This window comes from Actinotignum schaalii (assembly GCF_028864145.1).
In the GTDB taxonomy this organism is placed as follows: domain Bacteria; phylum Actinomycetota; class Actinomycetes; order Actinomycetales; family Actinomycetaceae; genus Actinotignum; species Actinotignum schaalii_B.
The window spans coordinates 11,780-34,877 of sequence record NZ_JARBHJ010000031.1; the positions used below are offsets into that span (position 1 = coordinate 11,780).

Genomic DNA, 23,098 nt, shown 5'->3' on the forward strand with positions numbered 1-23,098 from the left:
CAGTGAACAACCTTCTCAGACTCATCGGGCGCCGCCTGTTGGTGCTTCCGATCATGGTTCTGGGCGTTGCCTTCCTCGTCTTCTTCCTGATGTCCTTCTCTAAGATCGATCCGGCCTATTCGGCCCTCGGTGAAGGGGCATCTGAAGAAGCTTTGGAAGCCTACCGTCAGGCCATGGGACTCAATGATCCCTGGCTCGCTCAGTTCTGGAACTTCCTCGTCAACTTCGTGCAGGGCGACCTGGGCACGTACGGCGCCAACCAAGCTTCGGTGGCCGAGCGCGTGGGTGAGGCTTTCCCCATCACCATGCAGTTGACCTTCCTCGGCCTTATTATCGCCGTTATTCTCGCTTTCGTCTTCGGTGTCATTGCCGCGCTCTACCGCGACAAGTGGCCCGACAAGATCATCCGCGTCTTCTCCATCGCTTTCATCGCAACGCCTTCCTTCTGGCTGGCCGTTCTTATGATCCTGGCGTTCTCCGTCAATATGCCTCTGCTTCCGGCATCCGGCGCGCTCCCGGCTTTCAGTGAAGACCCGGCCGGTTGGTTGGCGCGCATGGCGCTGCCGGCTATCGCCCTGGGTGTCCCGGTGGCCGGTTCCCTCACCCGTGTTATTCGTACCTCGATGGTGGAGGAACTCGATAAGGACTACGTGCGTACCGCTATCGGTGCAGGTATCCCCAAGCGCGTGGTGGTTTCCCGCAACGTGCTGCGCAATGCCCTTATCTCCCCGGTGACCGTGCTCGGTCTACGTATCGGCTACCTCATGGGTGGCGCTGTGGTTATTGAAGTTATCTTCAACATGCGCGGCATGGGTATGGCTATCCTCGAAGGCGTCCAGCAGAACTACCCCCTCCTGGTGCAGGGCGTGGTCCTCGTGGTGGCCTTGGCCTTCATCGTCGTCAATATTGTGGTTGACATGCTTTACGTGCTGATCAACCCGCGTATCCGGGAGGTCTAATCATGAGGCGTAAACTCACGGAAAAGATGGAACGCCCCGGTGTCCGGTTCAAGCGTTTCCGCAATATGACCCGCGGCGCCCAGCTGTGCGTCGTCGTTCTGGTGCTCATTGCCCTCGCGGCCGTTTTCGCACCCCTTATTTCTCCGCACGACCCGCAGGCAATTGAAGTTGCCCGCCAGGCACCGAATGGTGATTTCCTCTTCGGTACTGACGAAAAGGGCCGTGACATTCTCTCCCGTATGATCTACGGTGCCCGCTACTCGCTGGTTATCGGCTTCGCCGCTACCGCTTTCGCGCTCTTCTTCGGTGCGATCTTCGGTGCGCTGGCGGCGGTCTCCCGCAAGTGGATCTCCGAAGTGATCATGCGCTGCATGGACATCATCATGTCCTTCCCCGGCATCGCGCTGGCCGCGGTGTTCGTCTCGGTATTCGGCAATACCCTGCCCGTCATCATCATGGCGATCGGCTTCCTCTACATTCCGCAGATCACCCGCGTGGTGCGCGCGAATGTTATGAGCGAATACGGTGAAGATTACGTGCGCGCGGTCATCGTTTCCGGCGCGCGGGCTCCCTGGATCCTCATCAAGCACGTGGCGCGCAACTGTATCGCCCCGGTCATGGTGTTCACCACCGTGCTCGTGGCCGACGCTATTGTTTTCGAAGCCTCGCTGTCCTTCATCCAGGCCGGCATCGCCGAACCCACACCCACCTGGGGTAATATCCTCGCCGACGCTCGCGGCGGCGTGCTCCTGGGCCGGTGGTGGCAGGCGCTCTTCCCGGGCCTGGCCATTATGATCACGGTGCTCTGCCTCAACATCCTCTCCGAAGGTCTCACGGACGCCATGGTGGCGGCCCCCAAGGCCGCGGCCGTTCCCGATAACGTGGACGCGAACGCCAAGCGTGAAGAGGACCGCCTCCTCGTGGATCCGGTGGCCGCTTACGCCGCCCAGCACGATGCACTGGTCCAGCGCCTGGAGGAACTGCGCCAAGCAGAAGAACGGCGTACCGACCGCTTCGAACCCACCTCGCAGGAGGCCCCGGTTATCGAAGTGCGCGACCTGTGCATCAAGTTCCCGCGCCACGGCGATGTCAACGTGGTGGACCACGTGTCCTTCAATGTGCGCGCCGGTGAGACGATGGGTCTCGTGGGTGAATCCGGGTGCGGTAAGTCCATTACCTCCCTGGCGATTATGGGCCTGCTCGATAAGTCCGCCGATATTAGCGGTGAGATTATGTTCAACGGGCAGAACCTCCTCGAGCTCACCCCCAAGCAGCACAACGAGCTGCGTGGGCATGAGATCGCGATGATTTACCAGGACGCCCTGTCCTCCCTCAACCCGTCCATGCTCATCAAGGCACAGATGAAGCAGCTGACCAGCCGCGGGGGCACCCGCACCGCCGAAGAGCTCCTCGAGCTGGTGGACCTGGATCCCAAGCGGACCCTGGAGTCCTACCCGCACGAACTTTCCGGTGGCCAGCGCCAGCGCGTGCTTATCGCCATGGCGCTCACCCGTGACCCGAAGCTGGTGATCGCGGACGAACCGACCACCGCGCTTGACGTGACGGTTCAGGCCCAGGTGGTGGAGCTTCTCAACCGCCTGCGCAAGGAACTCGGCTTCGCGATGGTCTTCGTGTCCCACGATCTGGCGCTCGTTGCCGAAGTGGCCCACTCGATTACCGTCATGTACGCCGGTCAGGTTGTGGAGCAGGCATCCACGAAGGAACTGCTCACCGACCCGCACCACGAATACACTCGCGGTCTGCTCGGTTCCGTGCTTTCCATCGAAGCGGGCGCCGGCCGGCTCCACCAGGTGCCCGGCACGGTTCCCTCGCCGCGCGACTTCCCGAAGGGCGATCGTTTCGCCCCGCGGTCCTCGCATCCGACGGTGGGCCTGGACACCCGCCCGATTATGAAACGTGTGGGCGAGACGTGGCACTTCTACGCCGCCCAGCCCGACGCTCCGGACCCGGCCACCACCAACCTGGTGCCCAAGGAATCGCTGCGCGCGTCCAGCGCTGCCGAGACCGCTACCGGCGCCGCAGCTCACACTGCTGGCGAAGCCGCCGATGGCGCAGCCGGCCCGGATGCCCAGAAGTGACGAAGGAGGAAAGATCATGACAACTCTGGATACCGAAGCTCGTCACGCTGCCGGTGCGTCCGTAGCGGACCGGCCTACCCTTTCCGATGTACCGATTATCGAGTTGCGCGACGTTGACGTCACCTTCCGCACCCGTACCGGTTCCATCTTCAATCCGAATAAGGTGCGCGCCGTGCGCGGCGTCAACCTTTCCCTGATGCCCGGCCAGACCATCGGTCTCGTTGGCGAATCCGGTTCCGGTAAGTCGACGACGGCGAACGTGATGTGCGGACTCCAGTCCCCCACCGGCGGCAAGGTATTTTTCAAGGGTGAAGAAGTCACGAAACGTACCGCTGCCCAGCGCCGCCATATCGGCCGCGTGGTCTCGGTGGTGTTCCAGGATCCGGCCACGGCGCTTAACTCGCGTATGACCGTACGTGACCAGCTCCTCGACCCGATGACGGTCCACAAGATCGGCACTCGCGAGGAACGCTACGGCCGCGTGGAAGACCTTATCGGCATGGTGGGCTTGCCCCAATCGGCGCTTGACGCGCTGCCCGGGCAGCTCTCCGGTGGACAGCGTCAGCGTGTGGCTATTGCCCGTGCGCTGGCCGTGGGCCCGGACGCGATCATCGCGGACGAACCCACCTCAGCCTTGGACGTGTCCGTGCGCGCCCAGATCCTCAACCTGCTCACCGATCTCAAGCGGGATCTGGGGCTGGCGATGGTTTTCATCACCCACGATATTCAGACGGTGCGTTACGTATCGGACAAGATCGCGGTGATGAATCACGGAGAGATCGTGGAATGGGGAGACGCCAAGGACGTGCTCCACAATCCGCAAAATGACTACACGAGAACCCTATTGGCAGCGGCGCCCTCGCTGCTTCACCCGAAATTGGAGGCATAGTCCCATGTCAGATCCTCGTTTCCGCGGCGTTATCCCCCCGACAGTCACGCCGCTGACCGAAGAACGCGAACTCGATAAGGAGTCTTTCGCACGCTCGCTCAACCGGATGCTCGACGCCGGAGTACACGGCCTGTTCGTGCTCGGCTCAACCTCCGAGGTGGTGTTCAGCACCGATGCGCGGCGTCGTGAAATCCTCGAAACCGCGGTGGAAGTCGCTAACGGGCGTGTTCCGGTGCTCGCCGGCATTATCGATATGCAAACCGAGCGCATGATTGAGCACGCGCGCGATGCCCAGGCCATCGGGGTGGACGGCATCGTCGCAACTGCGCCCTTCTACGCGCTGGGTGGGGAAGCGGAAATTGAAGCGAACTTCCGCTACATCCGCGATGCCGTGGACCTGCCGCTTTTCGCCTACGACATCCCGGTGTGCGTGCACAAGAAGCTCTCCATTGACCTGCTCATGCGGTTGGGGCGCGAAGGCGTGCTGACCGGTGTTAAGGATTCTTCTGGCGACGACGTTAACTTCCGCTTCCTGCTGGAGGAGAACAAGGCCGCCGGTAACCCTCTCAATATCCTCACGGGCCACGAAGTGGTTGTGGATGGCGCCTACATGGGCGGGGCGGACGGATCCGTTCCGGGCCTGGCCAATGTGGCACCGCGCCCCTACGTGGAGCAGTGGGATGCCGCGCAGGCCGGGGACTGGAAGCGCGTTGCTGAATTGCAGGACGAGCTTGCCCATCTCATGCGCATCGTCATGGTGCCCAAGGGCGTGCAGGGCTTCGCCGCTGGCGTGGGCGCTTTCAAGGCGGCCATGAAGGAACTGGGGGTTATCGCCTCTAACCAGATGCCGCGGCCCGTCAAGGCCCTCGAAGGTGAGAACGTCGAAGCTATTCGCGGCGTGCTCGCCAGCTGCGGGCTGCTCTAAGGAGCACTCATGAAGGTAGCACCGTTCCAGCCCGGCTCCGAGTTTTCGCTGCTCGGGCTGGATATCGGGGGAACCAAAATCGCGGGGGCGGTGGTGACCTTTGCGGCCACCGCCCCGGGCGGTGATGCCCCGCGCATCTCCCTCGAGGCCAGTATTCCAACCGAGGCGCGGCGTGGTGGAGCCCGGGTGCTGGCGGATATCGCAGATTTCGCGGAACGCCAGATCGCGGCAGCCAGTGCCGCCGGAACGCCGGTGAGTGGAATTGCTATCGCCAGCGCCGGAGTGGTGGACGTGGAGACCGGGTGCATTACCTCCGCCACGGACACCATGCCCGGCTGGGGCGGTCAGCCCCTCGGCCCGCATCTTGCGGAACGCTGCGGCTTGCCGGTGCGGGTCCTCAATGACGTGCACGGGCACGCCCTCGGGGAAGCAACGTACGGGGCGGGCGCCGGCGCGCGTACCGCCCTTGTTATCGCTGTGGGAACCGGGCTGGGCGGCGCGGCCGTTATTGATGGCCGGATCCTTTTCGGTTCGCACGGGGTGGCCGGCCACTTCGGCCATATTCACCATCCTTATGCCGCCGGATTGGTGTGCTCCTGCGGGCGCGATGGCCACGTGGAATCAGTGGCCTCGGGTAGTGGGGCGGCCCGCCTCTACGCCAAGCGCCAAGCCGAAGCGCACGTGGAGGGCGCGAGTTACGCTGCCGCGGCAGCGGCTTCCCTCACCGGGATCGCCGATGTTCCCGAAAGTGCCTACCGGAAGGCCCCGGGCGCGCAGCGCCCCGTCGTCGTGCGGGGAGGTCGAGAACTGAAAGCCCTCGTGGACGCGGGCGATATGTTCGCGCGCGAGGTGTTCACGGACGGTGCTTTCGCACTCGGGCAGACCCTGGGCGGGCTGGCTAATTCCTTTGACCCGGACGTTATTATCCTGTCTGGCTCGCTTATTCACGTGGGTGAGTTTTGGATGGAGGCGCTGCGTAAGGGCTACCGGCGCGATGCCATGGTGGGCACCGCCGCCACCCCGATTGTGGAGGGTAGCCTGGGATCGCAGGCCCCGCTTATCGGCGCGGCCGTCCATTTCTTGCACACCGCCGGTTAGCGTGGCGTGCGGGTGGCGCGCTGGGAGCGCCGAACTGTCTTGCCGCGGGCTGCGCGGGCCGCGCTGGGAGCGCCGGCCGCACGAAGCGCGCCACATAACTACAACTCTGCATTTCTCGTTATAACTTAGGAGTTATCGTGCATCCGATGATCGAATCTCTCCGCGGGCGCCTCGTTGTGTCCTGCCAGGCGTACGTGGGCGAACCGCTGCGCCACCCCGAAACGATGGCGCAGATGGCCCTCGCCGCCGAGCGCGGGGGAGCGGCGGCGATTCGCTGCCAGGGCCTGGCGGATATTTCCGCGATTAAAGGCCAGGTGGAAGTGCCTGTCATCGGCCTGTGGAAAGAGGGCCACGAAGGCGTTTTCATCACTCCGACCCTGCGCCATGCCCGCGCCTGCATCAGCGCCGGCGCCGATATCGTGGCGCTCGATGCCACGTCCCGCCCGCGTCCGGATGGCTTGAGCTTCGCGGAAACCGTGGCTGCTCTTCTCGACGACGGCGCCCTCGTCATGGCGGACTGCGGCTCGATTGATGATGCCCGCGCCGCGGCGAAGGCCGGCTGCCATATCCTCGGAACCACCCTGGCGGGCTACTCCGGGGACCGCCCGAAGACCGACGGCCCCGATATTGAGCTGCTGGCCCAGATGGTCGCAGAATTCCCGGAGATCCCGGTGGTCTGCGAAGGGCGTATCCACACTCCGGAGCAGGCGCGCGCTGTTATGGAAGCCGGTGCCTGGGCGGCCGTCGTCGGAACTGCTATTACGCACCCGACCACGATCACCACGTGGTTCCGCGAAGCCGTCGAAAACTAAAACTTCAATTGGGTTCCCGCGCGTAACTGAAACGCGGGGCCCGCGAGCACTGACCACTGCCGCGTTTCACGTGAAACGCGCCCGGGAAAGGACGAATCTCATGCATATCGGAATTTTCGCCACCGCGGACGAAGCCTCCCGCGAGGGCGCACGTATTATCCAGGATCTTTTCGCGCGGAACGCGAAGGCGACACTCGGGGTGGCCACCGGTTCCACGCCGGATCTCCTCTACGCGGCGCTGCGCGAAGCCCACGCGGCCGGCGAATTTGATCTTTCCGGCGCCAAAGCTTTCGCGCTGGACGAATACGTGGGGCTGGATCCGGAGCATCCGGAATCTTACCGCAATGTGCTGCGCCGCAACCTGGTGGGGGATGACAAGACCGGCCTGACCGAGGAGGGGCTCAATACTCCCGATGCGCAGAACCCGGATCCGCAGGCCGCAGCTGCCGACTATGACGCCAAGATCGGCGCGGCCGGCGTGGACTTGCAGATCCTTGGCATCGGCGCGGATGGGCATATCGGCTTCAACGAGCCGGGTGGTTCGCTGGTGTCGCGCACTCACGTGGAGGCGCTGGCCCCGCAGACCATCAAGGACAATGCGCGGTTCTTCGACGGTGATGAAGCAGCCGTCCCCACCCGCTGCATCACCCAGGGCCTGGGCACCATTATGGAAGCGAAGAAGCTGGTGCTCTTCGCCTTCGGTGCCAATAAGGCCGATGCGGTGCGCGAGCTGTGCGAAGGCCCCATCAGCGCCTTCTGGCCCGCCACGATTATTCAGATGCACCCGGATGTCACCGTGCTCCTGGACGAAGAGGCCGCCGCGCAGCTCAAGCTGACGGACCTGTACCGTGCGCGTTGGGAGATGATCTAAGTGTTTTATCTGGGGCGCGTTCTCAGCGGGTACGGCCGCGAGGTTGGGTACGGTATTGAGACCGACGACGCCGGTACGCTGGCCCGGGTTCTCACCGCTGAGGAGGCCGCCGCGGTAACCGCGGGGCTGGCTGCGGAGCGGGAATCACGCGGAATCGAAGCTCGGGCCGCGGAGGCTTTTGGGCTGGGCGCTGATAGCCCGCACGTGTGCCGGGCACATGTTATTACCCCCGGTCTCGTGGATATTCACTGCCACGGCGGTGGCGGTTTCGCGTTCCCGGATAACTATACGGAAGAGGAGATCGCTACCGCGATCCGTACCCACCAGCGCGGGGGGACCACGGCGATGTTCGCTTCCTTGGTTTCGCTGGCTGATCCGCTGCCGCAGATTGAGGCTCTGGTGCCATTTTGCGAACGCGGGGAGCTAGCCGGTATTCACCTGGAAGGCCCGTACATTTCGCGGGAAAAGTGCGGGGCGCAAAATCCCGAGGTGATCCGCCCGGTGGATGAGGCCGAGCTGCGTTCCTGGCTGGAAGCCGGGCGTGGCTGGATTAAGACGATGACCGTTGCCCCGGAAGCGGAAGGGGCCCAGCGGGCTGCCGAGCTGCTGCTTGAGTACGGCGGTAAGCCGTCCTGGGGGCATTCCCACGGGGACGGTGCGGTTACCCGGGCCGAAATTGCGCGCACCCTGGAGGTGGCGCGGCGGTACGGGTATGTGCCGTTGGCGGCGCTGGGTGATGGCAGCGGTAGCGCCGTCGGGCAGGAAGCCGCACAAACTGTCACACATCTTTTCAACGCGATGACGGCTTTCACGCACCGGGCACCTGGCCCGATCCGTGAGTACATTCAGGCGGCGCGGCGCGGTTTCATCAGCGCCGAAGTGATTGCCGATGGCTACCACGTGCATCCGGATCTTGTTGAGGATGTGGTGGCCTACCTTGATGAGCCGGATCTCGGGGCCGGGTTCGCAGGTGTGCACGGTGCCGGAAACGGGGCGGGCGCCGCGGGTGCCGGCGCGGGCCAGCTGGGTATTCCCGGGGCTTTCTTCGTTACGGATTCTTTGGCCGCGGCCGGCATGCCTCCCGGGAAGTACACCCTGGGCGGGCTCGCGGTGGAAGTGCGCGATGGCGCCTGCTACTTGGAAGGTACCGATACTCTGGCTGGCGGTGCTTCGGTGCTGGCTGATCAGGTGGCCCTCTTTGCCGGGCGCGGGAAGCTGACGCTCCCGCAGCTGGTGCGGGCCACGGTGGCCGGACCGGTCTACGCCGGTGGCGCCTGGGATGCTCCCGGAGTCACGGTGGACTTCACCCCGGGCAAGCCGGTCAATCTTGTCGCCTGGAATGAGGCGATGACCCCGCTGGCGGTTGTCCGCGAGGGAGTGGAAATTTCCCACTCCTAAGCATCGGGTTCCATGCCGGGCCCGGGAGTTCCCACGCCGGAACGTGCCGATGGCCCACGTTGGAAGTATGTGCGGGCACGGCAGCACCACAAGCCGGGAAGCGTTCACTGCCTCCCTCGGGCAGGATCGGGCGTGTCGATCCTGCCCCTCTCCACGGGGCGCGGGCTCAGGCCCGCGCCCCGCTTTCTTCGCTCCGTCGAAGTCCCAAAAACAAAGTGGTACTGGAGCTACAGCCAACGCCCGATTTTCTGTCGTGGAGTACCACTTTGCTGGGCAGCAGCTGGTGACAGCGGGTTAGCCCCGGAGGTCCCGAAATGAAGTGTGCGTAAGAGCACCGTTTCGAAGCGATTTCGTGTTCCATACGCACACTACGCGGGATGCGCTGTCTGGAATACACACTTTGGCTCCCGCCGGTTCACCGCCCCGGCGGGAGGCAGGTGTGTTTTTCCGAGGTGTACTTCGCATGTACGACATATGCACTACAGCTCGGACACCACATGCCCCCTCCCCAGGTGCTGGTGTGACTATTGGGGTTCGTGAGGCCTGTGAGATTCGCGCGGGCCGGTCGCTGAGGCTTCTCGAAATCAAAGTGCAACGGCAACTACAGTAAGAAATTGTTTCGATGTCATCAGGTTGCACCCTGCGCGGCTCGCTGTCGTGAGGTTGTGCTTTGTGGTTGCGGAAAGGGCTCGGAAAAAGCCCTAGAAAAGAGCACGGAAAAGGGGCACGGACCCGTAAGTCCGTGCCCCTTCGCCGCCTCGTAACAAGGCCGGATTGGCCGGGCGAGAGTGCATCGCCCAGCCAAACCGACCTGCTCCGGTTAGCTCAGCTGGAGCATCACCTTGGACGATCCCGTGGACCGGTCATCGGCGGTGGCGAAAGCAGCCGCGGCGTCGTCGATCTTAAATTCGTGCGTGAGCACGGGCGAAACGTCCAGTCCGCGCGCCATCGCATCAATCGCGGCATCCATGGACTCCGGGTTGAACCGATACGAACCCCGGTACGTGATTTCGCGGGTGACCAATTGCCCGAGCACCACGGAAACTTCGCCGGCGGGCAGGTTGCCCACCTGTACCATGGTGCCGCCACGCACGGTAGCCATAAGGCAATCGCCGATAGCAACGGCGGCACCGGAGGCTTCGATGGTCACGTCCACGTCGGCGGGAAGCACCTCACCGGCGCTGCGGTTCACCGTGCGGGTCGCGCCCATCGCGCTCGCAACCCGCAGGGATTCCGCGGACACATCGGAAGCGATGACCTCACGTGCGCCGGCGAATTTCACGGCGGCCACGGCTAGTGCTCCGATCGGGCCCACACCATTGACCAGCACCCGCTTCCCGGAAAGATCCCCGGCTAAGGTCACGGCATGCATAGCCACCGCCAGCGGTTCGGCGACGGCGCCTTCTTTGGTTGAAACGTTCTCCGGCAAGACACGCAGCTGATCGGGGCGCACCACGCGGTAAGTGGAGAAACCACCCTGTTCGTGCGGGAAGAAAGCGGCGGAGCCAAAGTAGCGGACTTCCGGCCAGAGATTATCTTTCCCGCGGGTACTTTCTGGAATATCGTGCTCGCCCACGAGGGTCGGCGGGTAGATCGCCACCCGCTGGCCCACCTCAACTCCAGCAACACCTTCGCCAACCTGGTCCACCACACCGGCAACTTCGTGGCCGAGGATGAGCGGCTCGCGCATAATCGCGGTTCCAGAGGCGCCGTTCTTCCAGTAGGACAGGTCGGAGCCGCAAATTCCGCCCCATTCCATGCGCACGCGCACTTCGCCAGCGCCGGCAACCGGATCGGGAATTTCGGTGATATGGATCTGCTTGGGGGTATCGGTACGAACTTGTACAGCCTTCATTAGAATGCATCCTCCTTGACGGTGAGGTCGCGCCCGGTGATTTCGGGCATGAGCCACGCGGTGATATGGGTGACCCCGGTGTAAACGAACATGAGAATCGCGCAGGCAATCCAGGAACCGCCGAAGAGCTGCACCAAGCCAGCCGCAATGAGCGGGCCGAAACCGGCGGTGATCATATTCGGGATTTCCTTGGCGAGTGCCAGCTGCTCGTAACGGTGCGCGGAGCCGAAGCATTCGGCCATGGTGATGTTTTCCAGGGAGAACATGGCCAGCACGGTAATGTTGTGCAGCACGATGTATCCGATGAAGAACAGCAGCGTGGGAGTACCGTAATGGTCCACCATCTGCCCGTCCACCAGCTCCGGCGCATTGAGTTCGCCCAGGAACCGCGGAGAGACCATCAGCAGGAAGCACGGAATAATGAGGAGAATTCCCAGGCCGGTGACCAGGCGGTAGGTGCGCTCGCGGCCGATGCGATCACCGATCCAGCCGATAATCGGCACGGTAATGAAGCCGGCCAGCGAGGAGTAGACCACCACGGCGGAAGCAACGTCCTTGGCCACCAGGATCTGGGCGGTCAGGAAGGTAATGAGGTAGGTCTGCACCATGCCGGAGTTGCCGGACTGGCCGAAGCGCAGGGCGAAGGCCGCCATGAAAGCCTTGAAAGACTTCGGGGTCTTGGCGAGTTCTTCCACGGCAGCTTCACGCTGGGAGGCTGCGGCCGCGCGAGCTTCGGCAGCTTCGGCCGCGGCGGCCTTCCGCTCGGCGCGCGAGGGAAGTGGCTGGTCGTAGGTGGCCACGAGTGCGGCGTCGTCCAAAACTTCGCCGCTGGTAGCCGCTTCGAAAACGGGCGACTCCTTGAGATGAAGCCGGATAAACACGGCCAGACCCATGAGCACAACCGAGGCAATGAAGGGGATACGCCAGCCCCACGCAACCACGGTATCCGTTCCCATAGTGGCGAGCATGATTGCCCAAATTGCGCCGGCTCCGAGGGTGCCGGTATTGGTGCCGAGGGCCACCAGCGAGGAAATAATGCCGCGCCGTTCCCGCGGGGCGTATTCGGCCAGCATCACCGAGGCCCCGGCGATTTCCGCGCCCGCTCCGAAGCCTTGGATGAGCCGCAGGATCACCAGCATGATCGGCGCCCAAATACCAACCACCTGGTAGGTGGGGAGGAATCCGATAAGGGTGGTGGCTACGCCCATCATGGCGATGGTAATAAAGAGGACTTTCGTACGGCCGATACGGTCGCCGAGTCGTCCGAAGTACCAGGCGCCGAGCGGGCGGGCCACGTAGCCCACGCCGTAAATGGCCATGGCCCCGAGGATGGCCATGGACTGGTGGCCAGCGGGGAAGAAAATGTCTTTAAAGACGAGCGCGGCGGCCAGGGAGTACAGCTGGAAGTCCATGAATTCGAGAGCTGTTCCGAGCCAACCGGAAACCGCGGCTTTGACAAGGTCGGAGGTTGAGCGCGTGGGCACCGGGGCGGTTACAGTCCCCGGCGGGTGTTGTTTGGACATGACGGGTGCCTTCCACATCTTTCACTTCGTTGTGTTAACTGATAAGAAGCTGCTTTCCGAGCGGATAGCCGGATGGATAAGCGAGCTCCGATGGTTTCAGTATCGCGGCGGGAATACGCCAAAATCACGCGCGCGAGGCGGCGATATTTCGATATGTCATATGCAGATTTCGAATAGCGATACGCCAACGGGGTGTGAGCGGGGCGCTCGCGGTAGTCACAGCGCAGCACTGGCGTACGCGAAACTCCGCGAGATTACGCGGATAAGTCGCCTTCCCGGGTGGGTGCGGCTGCGGTGGAACGACGACGCCGCCCGGTGGTGCGCAGCCGCGCACCACCGGGGGATCCGACTCGCCACGCGGGAGACTTGTTGAAAGACATGTAAATTATCGGAGACCGAGTTGGTGCCACACAGTCGTGGAGGGTTTTATGCGCATCGACCGACTTGAATGGTTGGAGTCTTTCGTTGCTGTTGCGACATTATCGTCCTTTTCGCGGGCGTCTCGTTTGCTCCACAGCAGTCAGTCGCGGGTATCGCTCCATGTTGCGAATTTGGAGCGCGCAACGGGTCACACGCTGGTGGACCGTAGCCACGTACCCTGTACTCTCACCGCGAAGGGAGAAATTTTCCTGCCGCGCGCCGAAGAAATCCTGGTGAAGTTGCGTGATGCGGTGGAGGAACTCCACACCGAATCGGGGCGCTTGGTTGGCTCGGTGACTTTGGGGGTGATTCCCTCGGTGTCCGCGGTGCTCTGCCCGGGAATGCTGGCGCAATTACAGCTGGAGGAGCCGGGTATTTCCGTTAATTTGCTAGAGCGTACCTCGGCTGAATTATTGGATAAGGTAACTGCCGGAGGTGCGCAGCTTGCCATTATTTCGCAGTTTAGCTCCCTTCCCTCTATTCCGGATTCGCAGCGGCTGTGGTGGGAGCCTTATGTTGCGGTGGTTCGCAAGAATTCCCCGGATTTTCAGGGTGTTGAGGTTGTGAATCCCGGTGATCTCGCGGAGATAACCCTGGGATTGACCGGGGCGCCGGGCCTGAGTATTGACCCGGAAATGCGCGCCGCTTTTGATGTGTGGCAGCTGGAACCGCGCATCGCGGATTTCCGCACCGAGCAGCCGCAAACCCTCCTGAATATGTGCAAGGCGGGGCTCCTCACCCCGGTCATTAACTTGCTGGCATTCCGGAGCTGCGATCACGAGGGGCTGCGCGCCATTCCCATTGCGGGAGATTACGGGCGGGAAGTGGCGGTGATGGTGAATACCGCGGTGCCCGTAACTCCGATTGGGCAGTATCTGCGTGATCTTATTCTGGCGATTCCGCTACCTGCGGGGGTGCGTTCCCTACAGCCGCAAAAGGGTGACGCCGGGAATACCAGCTAGCTCCGAACCCGAGAAAAACCTGGAAGCTTTGCGCAAAAAATGGCAGCAGAGCTGGAAATCCGCGCCCACTCCTGGCAAAATTGAGTATGTCGCACAGGGCGACTGTGTCAGAGTGGACACTCTGAAGTCACAGCATTTGTACATGGCCCGGGTATTCCGGGTGCGGGGGCATTGTGGCCTGTTAATGGCTTCGTGGTCTCAGGGGATTGGCGGCCTTTGGGTGCGCTGGTACCGAACGGGTTGCGCAAGCCGGATGGGCGTCGTCGCCCCGCAACTGCTGGAGCTTCGGGTGCCCATCACGGCACTCTTCACTCGGATCGTCCGGCACGTACCTGCCGGTGAAGGGACCAGTAATGGCATCTGTAACATTTGAGAACGCATCGCGTATCTACCCGGGGTCGGATACCCCGGCTGTCAACCAGCTCAACCTCGAGATTGCTGACGGGGAATTCCTTGTTCTTGTGGGCCCGTCCGGCTGCGGTAAATCAACGTCGCTGCGCATGCTGGCCGGCCTGGAAGATATTAATGACGGGCGTATCTACATTGGGGACCGTGATGTTACCAATGTTTCGCCTAAGGATCGCGATATTGCGATGGTGTTCCAGAATTACGCTCTCTACCCCCACATGTCGGTGGCGGAGAATATGGGCTTCGCGCTGAAGATTGCGCGCACCCCGAAGGAAGAAATCGATAAGCGCGTCAAGGAAGCCGCCCAGATTCTCGACCTGACCGAGTACCTGGATCGCAAGCCGAAGGCGCTTTCTGGTGGGCAGCGCCAGCGCGTGGCGATGGGCCGCGCGATTGTGCGTAACCCGCAGGTCTTCCTCATGGACGAACCGCTCTCCAACTTGGACGCGAAACTCCGGGTACAAACCCGCACCCAGATCGCGACTTTGCAGCGCCGCCTGGGCACTACCACGGTGTACGTTACCCACGACCAAACCGAAGCGCTGACCATGGGCGACCGCATCGCCGTGCTTAACTTTGGGGTCTTGCAGCAGGTGGGCAGCCCGGATGAGCTGTACAACCGGCCGCAAAATGCTTTCGTGGCGGGCTTCATTGGCTCGCCGGCCATGAACCTCGGCACCTTTAATATTGAGGGCGACGACGCAGTTCTCGGCCAAGCGCGCATTCGCCTTCCCCGTGCGGTGATCGACGCAATCACTCCGGATGACAAGGGCAAGGTGATCCTGGGCGTGCGCCCCGAATCCTTCACGGAGCTCACGCGTGAACCCGGGGAAAGCTCGGTGCCGATCGTGGTGGATATGGTGGAGAACCTGGGTTCGGATAACTACGTTTATGGCGAGATCGCCGGCGTGGAGAAGTCCGGTTTCGGCTCGGGCGATGGCTCCTCCCAGGTGGTTGTGCGAATTCCACCGTTCAAGGCCCCCGCGGTGGGTGACACCGTGTATGCCACCCCGAATCTGGATGCTATCCATGTATTCCACGCCGGGGACGGCACCCGCATCAACTAGCCCGGGGCTGGCACCGGCATTACTGAGGCGATGCTGGGCAGCTAAGACAGTGGCCTGATTCCCAGGGCCGGGGCGCGCCGCGCCCCGGCCCTGCGTCGTCGTTGTAGATAAATGACGCAAAAACTAAGCCGTGTATGAAACGTACCCCGCGCATATCGTGGCGAAAATCACGTGCTTTCAGCTGCGATTATGCGTAATCGCGGCGCCTAACTGCCCGGATGTGACTTTTCCGCAGTTCAACACGGGTGATGCGGGGCGCACGCCCGGAGGCGCTCGGGCGTTTCTATCCCGGGATTCTGCATACTTTCAGCGTAGTATGCACTCGATGAGACCTACTGCTCAAAACTTTTCAGGCGCGGTGCCTAGACTTGCCAGCATGACGGAAAGTGCCACTCCCGCTGCCTACCCCGGTGCGGGCGTCGTTCGCGCGCTGGCGGAACGGCCCCGCATTCTTGTTGTCTGTACCGGGAATATTTGCCGATCTCCCATGGGGGAAATCGTGCTGCGCCAGCGGTTGCGCGAGGCCGGTATTGATATTGCGGTGGCCTCCGCGGGGGTTTCGAATGAGGAATCCGGTAATCCGATTTACCCGCCCGCCCAACGCACCCTCACCGAACACGGCTATGACCTGCCCGATCACCACCGGGCCCACCGCGTCACCTCCGATGAACTGGAAAACGCCGGCCTGATTCTGGCTATGACCACCGGCCACGCCCGGGCGGTGCGCCGGCTGTGCCGCTCCCTGTCGCTTTCCCTGACCAATATTCACCTGTGGACCGAGTTCGCGCTGCCGGAGGTGGGGATCGCGCCGGAGGGCGTATTCGGGCACGGCGGGGTTCTTTCCGACGATGCCGGGCGTGCCTCGGGCCGCCAGCATTCTTCCGATTTTTATTATTCATCTGGCGAGTACGATGTGCCCGATCCGTGGGGCGGTTCGGCGCGCGAATTCGAAGCGACGCTCGCCTGCGTAGAAGCCGGCTCTGAGCGCCTGGTGGAGCTGCTGCGCGGTAACCTGCCCGCAGCGCGGTGAGCGCTCAGCCCGCAGTGAGCCCTCAGCCCGCGGCGCGCACCCGTATAGTTATGCGGCGGCGGGGCGTATTGTTCGGCGCACTCGCGGTGGTGCTGATTGCCGTGGCTGTGCTGGCCGTGCGCCAGCTCCTCGCGGCCACCTACTATTCGCCCGCGGCCGTGGCCAGCCGTTACATGAATGCCCTCGAAGACGGCCGCGCTCGCGATGCGCTGGGCCTTACCGATCCCGGCGCACTTTCCGGCTCCCTCGCCCTGCTGAGCGACGAAGTCTATCGCGCTGTCCCGGGCCGGCCCGCTGATTTTCAGGTGCGCGAAACCCGCCGTATCGAAACCGAAACCGCCGTGCGCGTGGACGGCGTTGTCAGTTACAACGGGACTCAAGAACCCTTGAGCATCACTCTGGTGCGCCGCGGCACCACCGCGATCCTGAGTCCGCGCTGGCAGGTGAGCGAGGGTGCCCTCGGGCAGTTGCGCGTGGAGCGCGATGCCGATCAAGCTTCCGGTAACGGCACCACGCACATTACCGGCAGCGAATCACCGGCCTCCGCCGGCACAGCCTCCACTCCTCCCGCTCTCACCAGCATCAACGACGTACCCGTCGCCCTCTCGCCGCAGGAATCCGCCCCGGCTTTCCCCGGTGATTACACCGTGGCGGCGCCCGGCGATTCGCGCTACCTCACCTTCGGTGCCGGCGCCACCGCCACGGTGCGGCCCGGCCAGACCGCGACCGCGCGTCTCAGCGCCCAGGCCACCCCGGCCGCGGGCGAACGCGCGGTGGAACTGGTGGAACGCCTCGTGGAAAGTTGCGTGCGCGGTGATGGTACGACGATGCCGCCAGCTGGCTGCCCGGCCGCTTTCCGCAAGGATCGCACTTTCGGGGACACCCGTAAAGAGAAGCTGAGCTGGAAAGAGAAGCCGCAGGTGAGCACGGCTGTGGAAGGGCTGGGTGGAACAGTGAGCGTGCGGGGAGGCACGCTGGAGCGCAGCTATGAGTGGCGGCTTGTTGCCCCGCTGAGCTGGGAGAAACGTTCGGATACCGCGCGGGTTTTCGAGCGGGAGCATACGGTTCGCTTCCGGGTGGAGAACGGGGATGTGGTGCTGGAAAGTGAAAGCCTGCGCTAGCCCGGGTTACCATGGAAAGCGCGGATTGACCCGCAAAGGGGCTGCCGGCACGCAGCGCGGCCGGAGCGCCCGCGAATAGCGAGGTACCAGAAACCGCCTGCAAGCAACGGCGAGCGGATAACTGCTGGCGACTAATTATGCGAGGGAAGAGGAAGGACGTATGAGCACCAACGTTGTGGCTGAGATTTGGCGGGAAGGCAACCTCCCGGCGGCGCGGCCTATCGATCACGCCCGGCGGGCATGCACCGGCACCCTGTGGGGCCTGGGCGCGGGTGTGGTGCTCGGACTTATTGCGTTCCCGAATGCCCTGGTCGGTTCGCGTGCGCTCTACCTAATCCCGGCCTTCGCGGTGGTGGCTTTCCTGCTGGCGCTGCCCTGGCTGATCCGCGATAAAACGCCGGCTGCTCCCGGCGTGGATGTGGTTGCTCGGGTGCTGGGGACCGACGAAAGCCGGCGCATGCGCACGGTCGGCAATAGCCGGCGCAAGCAGGCTCTCATGGTGCCGGTGGTGGTTCGCCCGGTGGATAAATCCGCGGATTTCCGCACCGTTATCGCGGTGCATGGCGCCGAGCAGGCCGGCTTCGCGGAGAGCAAGCCCGGCACCCTGCTCCCGCTGCGACAAACCGAAAAGGGCTACGGCGGGCTCGCCAACGTGGAGCAAGCCAGCCCGGAACAAGAAGCCCTCATGCGCTCCTTGGAACAGCGCCCCAAGCTGCTGCCCAATACCGCGCCGGTGCTCCCGTTCAAGCCGCAGTCCCTCGACCGTGTCACCACCGGGGACCAGCTGGAATGGTGGGGCGGAATGATTGCCGGCGCGCTGCTCGCCGCCGTCATCATGGGCATCGTCAGCCTCCTGTAATTACAAGAAGTACGACGACGCATTCCGCTCCGGCGGGGCGGGGTGTTTTTCCGAGGTGTACTTCGCATGTGCGACAAATGAAGTACAGCTCTCACAACACATAGCGCCCCCGCTGGGATTCTTGTGACTGGTGTGAATTCTGAGATGCACGCGGCTCTTATGGAGTTTAGCTAGCCAATAGCTTCTGGATGCGCTTGACGGAAACCTTTTCCTTGGTGCCCAATTGCTGGGCAAAAAGCGAGACGCGCAGTTCTTCCAGGAGCCAGCGGGCGTGGTCAAGCACCCGGGCGCGGCCCGGATCGAAAGCCGCGTAGCTGGCTTCTTCACGGGCACTCTCCACCGCGTCCGCCGCGGTTTGCACCTGCCAAGCGAGTGAATCATCGGCTGCCGGATTCACCGCGGCCTTCTCGATACGCAGCTTCGCGGCCTGAAGATAACGCGGCAGATCCCAGAAGCGTGCTACCGGCGTGGCCCGCACAAAATCGGCGGGCATGAGCGCATCCAGATGAGCGCGCTCGTCGCTCATGGTGGCAAGCAGCGCCACCGAGCGGTTATCCCGCACCAGCTGCTCCACTTCCGCCCACGCAGCCGCAGCCTTGCCCGCACCCTGCGCAATCAGGAACACCTCGTCCTCGAACTCATCGCGAGCCCAAGCCTGCAACTCCTCGAATTCACGCCCGGAACGCAGCTCCTCCGGGCTAGCATCATTAGCCGCACCCCAGCGGTCGGCAAGATTCCGCGCCGCCGCCCACTGCACATCAGCCACCAGCGCCGCCGTAGAAGGCGCCGGGCTACCCGCCAGCTGCAAAGCCAGCTCGCCATCCCAGCGCGAGGTAATCCGGCCCTCGGGCAGCGCCAGCGCATCCGCGAGTAACCGAATCACGCCGCCGCGATGCACCCGCACCTGCTCGCCCGGCTCCGCCACTACATCCAGCACAACCTTTCCGGCGCGGTCAGCAAGCGCAGGGTAAGCACGAACCGTCCCGGCCGGGCCCTCAGTTTCAATAACCGCCGGGATAATCCCCTGCTCTACCTCGGGCCAGCCGGTCAAAGCATCCCCGGATGCGAGTTCGGCGGCGGCCGCCCCTTCCGAACTGGTGGTGCTGGCCGAACGTGCAGCTGGCGTACCGGCGGATGGGGCGCCCGCAGACTGTGCGCCCGCGGAGTGCTCCGTGCCCTGTTTCGCCGAGCTCGGCTTGCGCAACCGCGCCCGCGCCTCATCAAGGGCTTGGGCCACCGCCCCGGCCACCACGTTTTCCACCGCTTCCTTGGTTTGCGGGGCAAGACTGCGCTGCACATACTCGAGCGACGTCGATTCCTCAAGCACCGCGCCCCGCTCCGAACGCACCCGGAAATTCACAGTCAGATGCGCGGGGAGATGTACCTCCTGCCATGCGGCGTCGTCGATCTCAATACCCCGCACGCGGGCCGTAGCCGCGCGAAAAGCGTCCTCGAAAGAAATCGGTTCCGTTCCGTGCACCGCCTGCTCCCAACCGGGCAGCACCGCGCGGATATCGCGGGCCACGTCGGGGGCAGGCACCAGGTTGCGGCGTACGCGTTTGGGCAGCGCACGAATCGTGGCGACCACCAGTTCATCAAGCATTCCGGGCACCAGCCAGTCGAAACCTTCCGGGCGTAGCCGCGGCAGCAGGGCGATGGGCACGTCCACGGTGATGCCGTCGTTGAAGGAGCCTGGCGCGAAAGTGTAGGTAATGGGCAGGGTGATATCGCCCTGGTGCCATTCGGTGGGGAAGTCCTCTTCGCCGGCGCCGCCAGCGCCACCCAGCAAGAAATCCTGCGTGAAATCGAGCAGCTCGGGCCGGGCTTGCCGTTCCTTCTTCCACCAGGAATCGAAATGCCGTCCGGAGACCACGCTCTCCGGGATGCGCTCCTCGTAAAACGCGGTCAGCGCATCATTATCAGCCACCAGGCCGTGGCGGCGCAGCTTATCTTCGGTGCGGCCCGCCTCCTCGAGGGCCGCGCGGTTGCGTGCCAGGAACTCGTGGTGCGTGCGCCACTCGCCCTCAACCAGGCCGTGGCGAATAAACATCTCGCGGGCTAGCTCGCGCGCCGCATCCGAACCGGAAGTGGCCAGCAGCACGGGGCGGTCCGCCACCAGGGTCACCCCGTAGAGCGTCACCTTTTCGTGGACCATCGCCGCGCCGTTCTTCGCCGACCAATACGGTTCCGAATAGGAACGCCGCACCAGCTTCTTCGCCAGCGGCTCGATCCACTCCGGCTGGATCGCGGCCACGGTGCGGGCAAATAGCCGGGAAGTTTCCACCAGCTCGGCGGCCATGACCCACTCGGGGGTGCGCCGGTGCAGGCCGGAACCGGGCCAGATCACGAAATGGGTGCCGCGCGCACCCAGGTAATCACGGCTGCGCGGGGAATAATTGCCGATATTGGACAGCAGCCCCACCAGCAGCGACCGGTGAATCGCCCCCGACTCCGGGGTATCCGAACCGCGCCCAAGCTCGCGGCAGGCGTGGGCTACCGCCCCGGAATTCGGAGCTCCGCCCAGCTGAGGTGCCCCCGCCTCGGCCGCGGCGCGGATCTGCTTCGGGCTGGGCAGCGCCAGGCGGCGGATCGTTAGCTCCAGCGGTCGCGCCATCTGCTCAAGCTGTGCCACCACGTCCGCCCACTCGCGATAACGCAGGTAGTTGAGGAATTCCGCCCGGCACATGCGCCGGAACGCCGAACCGGACAGCTCGCGCGCCTGGGTGCGCAGATAGCGCCACAGCGTCAGATAGGCGAGGAAATCCGACGACCCGGCTGTGAAACGCGCGTGGAATTGGTCGGCCTGGGCGCGTTTCTCGGTGGGGCGCTCGCGCACATCCTGCACCGACAGCGCCGCCACCAGCACCAGCACTTCGGAAGCGCACCCGTTGCGCTGCGCTTCGATAAGCATGCGGCCCAGCCGCGGGTCGATGGGAAGGCGCGCGAGCTGGCGCCCGATGGCGGTCAAGCGCGGGGCGTGGCGGTTGTCCGCCCCAAACGCGCTCGCGGCCCCGAAACCACCCTCGTAACTAATCGCCCCGATTTCTTCGAGAAGCTGGGTGCCGGCCCGCACCGCACGTGCCTCCGGCGGGTCAATAAAGGGAAAATCATCGACGGCGCCCAGCCCGAGCGCGAGCATCTGCAAAATAACCGCGGCCAGGGACGTGCGCTGAATCTCGGGCTGGGTGAATTCGGGCCGAGCCAGGAAATCATCCTCGGAATAGAGCCGAATCGCCACCCCGTCCATAACACGCCCGCACCTCCCCGAGCGCTGATTGGCGCTGGCCTGCGAAATCGGTTCAATGGGCAGGCGCTGCACCTTCGTTTTATTCGAGTAGCGCGAAATACGGGCCGTGCCCGGGTCAATCACGTACCTAATTCCGGGTACCGTCAGCGAGGTCTCGGCAATATTCGTGGCCAAAATAATGCGCCGGTAGGGCCCGTGCTGGAAAATGCGGTGCTGTTCTGCCGCGGAAAGACGCGAAAAAAGCGGCAGGACCTCCACGGCTCCCGGAGCACTGGACCTCCCCCCGGGGGCCACATATCTTGCCCCGAGCTCATCATCGAGGGCCTTCGCGGTATCCCGAATCTCGCCCTCCCCGGAGAGGAAGACCAGAATATCTCCCTCACCTTCCGCCATGAGCTCCTCGGCAGCCGCCACGATTCCACTCACCTGATCAAGTGCCGCGGCCCGGCCCGGGGTGCGCGGCGCGGTTACGCGCTGCGCACCGGCGTCGTCGTACTGCTCCTCGTGTTCCGTGTCCTGCTCCTCATCGAGTGGACGGTACCGGATTTCCACCGGGTACGTGCGTCCGGATACCTCGATAATCGGCGCGGTGTCGCCGGGGCGCCCGCCCGCGCGGTGCTCGCCGAAATGCGCGGCGAATCGCTCGGTATCGATGGTTGCGGAGGTGATGATGACTTTGAGGTCGGGACGGGCGGGGAGGAGGCGCGCGAGGTAGCCGAGGATGAAGTCGATATTGAGGGAACGTTCGTGCGCTTCGTCGATAATGAGGGTGTCGTAGCGCAGCAGTTGCGGATCGGATTGAATTTCCGCGAGGAGGATACCGTCCGTCATGAGTTTGACGAGCGTGGTGGGGCCCACTTCTTCGGTGAAACGCACCTGATAGCCGACGGCGCCGCCAACTTTTTGCCCCAGTTCGGCCGCGATGCGTTCGGCAACCGAGCGGGCCGCGATGCGCCGCGGCTGCGTGTGCCCGATAAGCCCGGTGATGCCCCGGCCCAGCTCCAGGCAGATTTTCGGCAGCTGGGTGGTTTTCCCGGAACCGGTTTCCCCGGCGATAATAACCACCTGGTTCGCGGCGATGGCCGCGCGGATCTCCGCGCGCCGGGCGGAAACGGGCAGGGTTTCCGGGTAGGTGATGTGCGGAACGGCCGCTCGGCGCGCTTCGAGTTGCGCCGGGGTGAACGGCCGCGGGCCGCGCGGGTTGCGCGGGTTGCGGTTGCCGCCGGCGTTGCGGCTGTTGTGGGTACCGCGCTTGGAACGACGACGGCGCAAAGCGCCACTTTCCTGCCGGCCGGTCGAGCCATCACCGTTGCGCTGGTGGGTGCGGGCGTGGCGGTTTGCCTCGCCCTTGCCGGAGGGCGCTGCGGGTTCCTGAGACTTATCCATATCGTGCCTCATTATTCCACGCCTTTGTGAGCCGAGGTTGCCCGCGGGCGAGGGAAACAGGTGGGGGCCGCGGCCCAGTCCCCGGCCCCCCCCCCGCGCCCGGGGTTAAAAACGCGCCCCCGCCGGGGGTGAATACGCCTCCCCGCCCGGATCGCCCCCCCCCCCCCCG

At 63.9% G+C, this 23,098-nt stretch carries 17 protein-coding genes; 13 read left to right on the forward strand and 4 right to left on the reverse strand.

Annotation, left to right across the window (positions count from 1 at the left end; all coding sequences use genetic code 11):
- Positions 1-2: 2 nt before the first annotated feature.
- From PWJ82_RS07410 to PWJ82_RS07445, 8 genes are all read left to right on the forward strand, one after another.
- A complete protein-coding gene (locus tag PWJ82_RS07410; protein ID WP_016441972.1) occupies positions 3-959 on the forward strand; it encodes an ABC transporter permease in 957 nt (318 codons plus the stop codon).
- Positions 959-3,058 carry a dipeptide/oligopeptide/nickel ABC transporter permease/ATP-binding protein gene (locus PWJ82_RS07415; protein ID WP_425536593.1) on the forward strand — a complete coding sequence of 700 codons (2,100 nt, stop codon included), beginning with the start codon at positions 959-961 and terminating at the stop codon, positions 3,056-3,058. The genes PWJ82_RS07410 and PWJ82_RS07415 overlap by 1 nt, the downstream gene beginning before the upstream one ends.
- A gap of 16 nt (positions 3,059-3,074) precedes the next feature.
- Complete coding sequence (locus PWJ82_RS07420) at positions 3,075-3,947, forward strand: ABC transporter ATP-binding protein (protein WP_016441970.1); 873 nt, start codon at positions 3,075-3,077, stop codon at positions 3,945-3,947.
- A 4-nt stretch (positions 3,948-3,951) separates the two neighbouring features.
- Positions 3,952-4,872: a dihydrodipicolinate synthase family protein gene (locus PWJ82_RS07425; RefSeq protein WP_016441969.1), complete on the forward strand. Its 921-nt coding sequence runs from the start codon at positions 3,952-3,954 to the stop codon at positions 4,870-4,872.
- Positions 4,873-4,881: 9 nt separating this feature from the next.
- Complete coding sequence (locus PWJ82_RS07430) at positions 4,882-5,970, forward strand: ROK family protein (protein ID WP_274732995.1); 1,089 nt, start codon at positions 4,882-4,884, stop codon at positions 5,968-5,970.
- Positions 5,971-6,107: 137 nt separating this feature from the next.
- Positions 6,108-6,782 (forward strand): N-acetylmannosamine-6-phosphate 2-epimerase, encoded by a 675-nt coding sequence (locus PWJ82_RS07435; RefSeq protein WP_016441967.1) that lies wholly within the window; start codon positions 6,108-6,110, stop codon positions 6,780-6,782.
- Between the two features lie 100 nt (positions 6,783-6,882).
- Positions 6,883-7,653 (forward strand): glucosamine-6-phosphate deaminase, encoded by a 771-nt coding sequence (locus PWJ82_RS07440; protein ID WP_016441966.1) that lies wholly within the window; start codon positions 6,883-6,885, stop codon positions 7,651-7,653.
- Positions 7,654-9,051 (forward strand): N-acetylglucosamine-6-phosphate deacetylase, encoded by a 1,398-nt coding sequence (locus PWJ82_RS07445; protein WP_274732993.1) that lies wholly within the window; start codon positions 7,654-7,656, stop codon positions 9,049-9,051.
- An 820-nt stretch (positions 9,052-9,871) separates the two neighbouring features.
- Here the strand turns inward: PWJ82_RS07445 and PWJ82_RS07450 are convergent.
- The 3 genes from PWJ82_RS07450 to PWJ82_RS07460 form a co-directional block, all read right to left on the reverse strand.
- Complete coding sequence (locus tag PWJ82_RS07450; RefSeq protein ID WP_274732992.1) at positions 9,872-10,906, reverse strand: L-idonate 5-dehydrogenase; 1,035 nt, start codon at positions 10,904-10,906, stop codon at positions 9,872-9,874.
- Positions 10,906-12,429: an MFS transporter gene (locus PWJ82_RS07455; RefSeq protein WP_274736056.1), complete on the reverse strand. Its 1,524-nt coding sequence runs from the start codon at positions 12,427-12,429 to the stop codon at positions 10,906-10,908. Before PWJ82_RS07455 ends, PWJ82_RS07450 begins: the two co-directional genes overlap by 1 nt.
- A gap of 254 nt (positions 12,430-12,683) precedes the next feature.
- Positions 12,684-12,809 (reverse strand): hypothetical protein, encoded by a 126-nt coding sequence (locus tag PWJ82_RS07460; RefSeq protein WP_274736057.1) that lies wholly within the window; start codon positions 12,807-12,809, stop codon positions 12,684-12,686.
- Positions 12,810-12,857: 48 nt separating this feature from the next.
- Here PWJ82_RS07460 and PWJ82_RS07465 point away from each other — a divergent pair, with 48 nt between their 5' ends.
- The 5 genes from PWJ82_RS07465 to PWJ82_RS07485 all read left to right on the forward strand — a co-directional run bounded on the left by PWJ82_RS07465 (position 12,858) and on the right by PWJ82_RS07485 (position 18,296).
- Positions 12,858-13,811 carry a LysR family transcriptional regulator gene (locus tag PWJ82_RS07465; protein WP_274736059.1) on the forward strand — a complete coding sequence of 318 codons (954 nt, stop codon included), beginning with the start codon at positions 12,858-12,860 and terminating at the stop codon, positions 13,809-13,811.
- Positions 13,812-14,164: 353 nt separating this feature from the next.
- On the forward strand, positions 14,165-15,286 hold the full coding sequence (locus PWJ82_RS07470) for an ABC transporter ATP-binding protein (RefSeq protein ID WP_016441963.1): 1,122 nt from the start codon (positions 14,165-14,167) through the stop codon (positions 15,284-15,286).
- A 376-nt stretch (positions 15,287-15,662) separates the two neighbouring features.
- Positions 15,663-16,316 carry a low molecular weight protein-tyrosine-phosphatase gene (locus tag PWJ82_RS07475; RefSeq protein WP_016441962.1) on the forward strand — a complete coding sequence of 218 codons (654 nt, stop codon included), beginning with the start codon at positions 15,663-15,665 and terminating at the stop codon, positions 16,314-16,316.
- Between the two features lie 68 nt (positions 16,317-16,384).
- On the forward strand, positions 16,385-17,437 hold the full coding sequence (locus tag PWJ82_RS07480) for a hypothetical protein (protein ID WP_274736060.1): 1,053 nt from the start codon (positions 16,385-16,387) through the stop codon (positions 17,435-17,437).
- A 160-nt stretch (positions 17,438-17,597) separates the two neighbouring features.
- The gene (locus PWJ82_RS07485) at positions 17,598-18,296 is read left to right on the forward strand and encodes a hypothetical protein (RefSeq protein ID WP_274736062.1); all 699 of its coding nucleotides are present in this window, start codon (positions 17,598-17,600) and stop codon (positions 18,294-18,296) included.
- A gap of 166 nt (positions 18,297-18,462) precedes the next feature.
- Here the strand turns inward: PWJ82_RS07485 and hrpA are convergent, their stop codons facing one another.
- On the reverse strand, positions 18,463-22,929 hold the full coding sequence (gene hrpA / locus PWJ82_RS07490; RefSeq protein WP_274736063.1) for an ATP-dependent RNA helicase HrpA: 4,467 nt from the start codon (positions 22,927-22,929) through the stop codon (positions 18,463-18,465).
- Between the last annotated feature and the right edge of the window lie 169 nt (positions 22,930-23,098).

Excerpts from the sequence above, each read along its gene's own strand:
- PWJ82_RS07420 (WP_016441970.1), top strand. The coding sequence starts at position 3,075 with ATGACAACTCTGGATACCGAAGCTCGTCACGCTGCCGGTGCGTCCGTA.
- PWJ82_RS07425 (WP_016441969.1), top strand. The coding sequence starts at position 3,952 with ATGTCAGATCCTCGTTTCCGCGGCGTTATCCCCCCGACAGTCACGCCG.
- PWJ82_RS07430 (WP_274732995.1), top strand. The coding sequence starts at position 4,882 with ATGAAGGTAGCACCGTTCCAGCCCGGCTCCGAGTTTTCGCTGCTCGGG.
- PWJ82_RS07440 (WP_016441966.1), top strand. The coding sequence starts at position 6,883 with ATGCATATCGGAATTTTCGCCACCGCGGACGAAGCCTCCCGCGAGGGC.
- PWJ82_RS07450 (WP_274732992.1), bottom strand. The coding sequence starts at position 10,906 with ATGAAGGCTGTACAAGTTCGTACCGATACCCCCAAGCAGATCCATATC.
- PWJ82_RS07455 (WP_274736056.1), bottom strand. The coding sequence starts at position 12,429 with ATGTCCAAACAACACCCGCCGGGGACTGTAACCGCCCCGGTGCCCACG.
- PWJ82_RS07460 (WP_274736057.1), bottom strand. The coding sequence starts at position 12,809 with ATGTCTTTCAACAAGTCTCCCGCGTGGCGAGTCGGATCCCCCGGTGGT.
- PWJ82_RS07465 (WP_274736059.1), top strand. The coding sequence starts at position 12,858 with ATGCGCATCGACCGACTTGAATGGTTGGAGTCTTTCGTTGCTGTTGCG.
- PWJ82_RS07470 (WP_016441963.1), top strand. The coding sequence starts at position 14,165 with ATGGCATCTGTAACATTTGAGAACGCATCGCGTATCTACCCGGGGTCG.
- PWJ82_RS07475 (WP_016441962.1), top strand. The coding sequence starts at position 15,663 with ATGACGGAAAGTGCCACTCCCGCTGCCTACCCCGGTGCGGGCGTCGTT.
- PWJ82_RS07485 (WP_274736062.1), top strand. The coding sequence starts at position 17,598 with ATGAGCACCAACGTTGTGGCTGAGATTTGGCGGGAAGGCAACCTCCCG.
- hrpA (WP_274736063.1), bottom strand. The coding sequence starts at position 22,929 with ATGGATAAGTCTCAGGAACCCGCAGCGCCCTCCGGCAAGGGCGAGGCA.